This is a genomic window from Pseudomonas sp. KCJK8993, assembly GCF_046230915.1.
Classification (GTDB): domain Bacteria; phylum Pseudomonadota; class Gammaproteobacteria; order Pseudomonadales; family Pseudomonadaceae; genus Aquipseudomonas; species Aquipseudomonas piscis.
Window position 1 is genome coordinate 1 of sequence record NZ_JBJJLO010000217.1, and the last position, 3,317, is coordinate 3,317.

The window sequence follows — 3,317 nt, forward strand, 5'->3', positions numbered from 1 at the left end:
GCGGCGCACGCCCCGGTCGCGCCGGCGGCGGTGCGTCCGGGTTTTGCCTTCTGGCGGGCGTGGCTGCTGGGCCGGGCGGCCGCCCCCTGGGGCAGGTGGCTGGCACCCGCCGGCCTGGGCTGGGCCGGGCTGGCGCTGCTCGGCCTGCTGCTCAGCCGCCTGCTCAGCGTGACCCTGGCCCGCCGTCCGAGCCGCCAGGGGCGCTCCGACTGGCGCCTGCCGTGGCTGGTGTTGCTGCTGTGCCAGGGCCTGGTGCTGTGGCGCGTGCTGGCGGTCGACGCCAGCGGGCCCTGGCTGCAATTTCCCGCCGACCGCCAGGCCCTGCTGAGTACCGCGGCGGCCATCGACCAGTTGATCGGTTGGTCCCAGGTCACCTTCGAAAGCACCTTCGTCGGCGTGATAGTCGCCGTACGCACGGTGATCGAAAGCACCGAAAGCCTGCTCGGCTGGCTGCCCTGGCCGGTGCTGCTGGCCTGGCGCTCGGCCGGCGCGGCCCTGGCCCTGACCAGCGCGGCGGCCTTGCTCTATATCGGCCTGTTCGGTTTCTGGGAACGCACCATCGCCACCCTGGCCCTCGTGGGTTCTTCGGTGCTGCTGTCGCTGCTGATCGGCGTGCCCGCCGGCATCCTCCTGGCCAAGCGCACCCTGGCCCGGCGCCTGATCACGCCGTTGCTGGACGTGATGCAGACCCTGCCGACCTTCGTGTACCTGATTCCGGCGGTGGCGTTCTTCTCGGTGGGCAAGACCCCGGCGGTGATCGCCACGGTGATCTTCGCCCTGGCGCCGATGATCCGTCTCACCGCCCTGGGCATCCAGGAAGTGCCCCGGACCGCCGTCGAAGCGGCCCTGGCCCATGGCGCCACGCCGTGGCAGATCCTGACCAAGGTCGAGCTGCCCCTGGCTGCCGGCTCGCTGCTGCTGGGGATCAACCAGACCCTGGTGATGAGCCTGTCGATGGTGGTGGTCGCGGCGCTGATCGGCGCCGGCGGCCTGGGCTACGACGTGATGACCGCGCTGCGCAACATCAAGGGCGGCGAGGGCATGTTGGCCGGCGCGGCCATCGTGTTCTGCGCGCTGATTCCCGACCGCATCATTCAAGCGACCCTGCGCCAGCGGGATCGCGCCTTCCAGCACAAGTGAGGTGTTCCTTGAGTCATTCCCTTTTCCGTACCCTCGGCGCCGCCACCCTGGCACTGGGGCTTGCCCTGCCAGCCCTGGCCAAGGACAAGATCGTCATCGGCGAGCAGAACTGGACCGGCGCCATCGCCATCCAGAACATCCTCGGCGAGGTGATCAAGACCCGCCTCGACGGCGATGTGTCTTATCTGGCCGGCGATATACCGGTGCTGTTCGCCGCCGCGGCCAAGGGCGACGGCTCGGTGGACGTGCTGACCGATATCTGGCTGCCCAATCAGTCTGCCGCCTGGGCCAAGTACGTCAGCGGCGGCAGCCGTTCCCTGGTGCCGAACAAGCAGCCGTACCTCGGGGTGCAGGGCTTCTATATCCCCGGTTACCTGCAAGACAAGTACGGGGTGAAGTCGGTCTACGACCTGCAGAAACCCGAGGTGGCGAAGCTCTTCGAGCCCCTGGGCGGCGGCAAGGCGCAGTTGCTGGTGGGCCCGGCGGGCTGGGAGTCGACCTATATCGGCCAGGTCAAGGCCAAGGATTTCGGTTTCGCCGATAAATTCGAATCGGTGTCCACCGAAGCCGCGGTGACCTACGCCAAGCTCGCCAGCGCCTACAAGGCCCAGCGCGGCGTGGTGTTCTACGCCTACACCCCGGACTGGATCTTCTCCGCCTTCGACCTTCGGCGCCTGGAAGAACCGGCGTTCGACGGCTACGCCCAGGACAACAAGAAGGGCGACCCGCTGTACAAGGCCGACGGCTGCTGGAAATTCATCAGCCCGACGGTGAGCGCCGACTGGCTGGCCCAGAGCAAGATCACCTGTGCCTACCCCGATGCCCGGGTGTATGTGCTGGCGTCCACCGCCCTGCAAAAACGCGCACCACGGATCGCCGCCTTCCTGGAGAACTTCAGCATTGACCCGCAGGCGCTCAACGACCTGATTCTGAAGATCGAGAAAGAGCAGCAACCGGCGGCGCAGGCGGCCAAGGCCTGGGTGGCGGCGCACCCGCAGATCGTCGACGGCTGGCTGGGCGCCAGCGGCGAGAAGGTGGGGGTGGCGCAATGAGCGGAGCGCCGCTGAATAGCCTGGAACAGGCGACCTTCGGCGCCGGCTGCTTCTGGGGCGCGGAAGCGGCGTTCCGCGCACTGCCGGGAGTGCTGGATACCCGGGTGGGTTATGCCGTGGAGGCGGGCGACGAGGCGGTGCAGATCGAGGTGGTGCAGGTGGATTTCGATCCGCGGATATTGGCGTATTCGAGCCTGATCGAACACTTCTGGGGCCTGCATGATCCGACCTCGGTGGATCGCCAAGGCGAGCATGGCGGAGTGAAGTACCGCTCGGCGATCTTCTATGCCCATACCGTGCAGGCGGAACAGGCGCAGTTGGCCAAGTTGGCCCTGCACGAGTCGGGGCGTTTGGGTAAGCCTGTGGCCACGGTGATCGTGCCCCTGGGCCGCTTCGACCTGGCGGATGAAGCGCACCAGCGTTACCTGGAAAAGAATGGGTTGAGCAGTTGCCATATCTGAGTGGGTGGGACGCCTCTGTAGGAGCGAGCGGGCGGCGATCCGACTTGCCCGCGATGGTGTCGGCTCTGGCGCTGCATTTTTTGGATGGGATACATATCCGTTGCTGCGGTCACGGCTGCTTATGGTTTCGCCCTTACGGCGAGTCCCTTTTTTTCAAACGCCAAAAAAAGGAACCAAAAAACGCTTGCCCCTCCATTCGGTGCCTCGCCTAGGCTCGGCATACCCTCACTCCGGTCTGGCTCCGGGGGCCGCCGCAAGGGGCCATCCCTGGCCCCGTGCGGCTAACTCGGCATCCCTGCCGAGTTGCCCCCTGCGCAAGACCTGCGTTCGGCCTCTGGGAACGGGGCGGGTGGATCAAGATCACAAGCCAAAGCCAAGGCCAAGGCCAAGGCCAAGGCCAAGGCAAAGGCAAAGGCAAGGTACAGCTGGCTGCTTTTGCCCCTCAGGTAGATGTTTTTGTGTTGTTTTTGGGACGGGCCGGTAGCTCAAGAGCAAGGTCGAAGCCCAGGCACAACCTTTCGCCATATGATGACTCTTCCGTCTGACACACTTTGTGTAGATACCGTCTTGCCCGTTACCGGGCAAGCGCCAATTTCGGGTCATAAGGATGGCCCGATTTCAGCACGCCAAACACGATATGCAGCATCTTGCGCATCACCGCACA

At 65.7% G+C, this 3,317-nt stretch carries 3 protein-coding genes; all 3 read left to right on the forward strand.

Annotated elements, in window-relative coordinates:
• Nucleotides 1-1,140: ABC transporter permease (locus ACK6AU_RS31640; RefSeq protein WP_409303674.1), on the forward strand; the 1,140-nt coding region annotated here is incomplete at its 5' end.
• Nucleotides 1,141-1,148: 8 nt separating this feature from the next.
• The gene (locus ACK6AU_RS31645; protein WP_409303676.1) at nucleotides 1,149-2,192 is read left to right on the forward strand and encodes a glycine betaine ABC transporter substrate-binding protein; all 1,044 of its coding nucleotides are present in this window, start codon (nucleotides 1,149-1,151) and stop codon (nucleotides 2,190-2,192) included.
• Entirely contained in the window at nucleotides 2,189-2,653 is a 465-nt protein-coding gene (msrA, locus tag ACK6AU_RS31650) for a peptide-methionine (S)-S-oxide reductase MsrA (protein ID WP_409303678.1), read from the forward strand. Before ACK6AU_RS31645 ends, msrA begins: the two co-directional genes overlap by 4 nt.
• The last annotated feature ends 664 nt before the right edge of the window (nucleotides 2,654-3,317 follow it).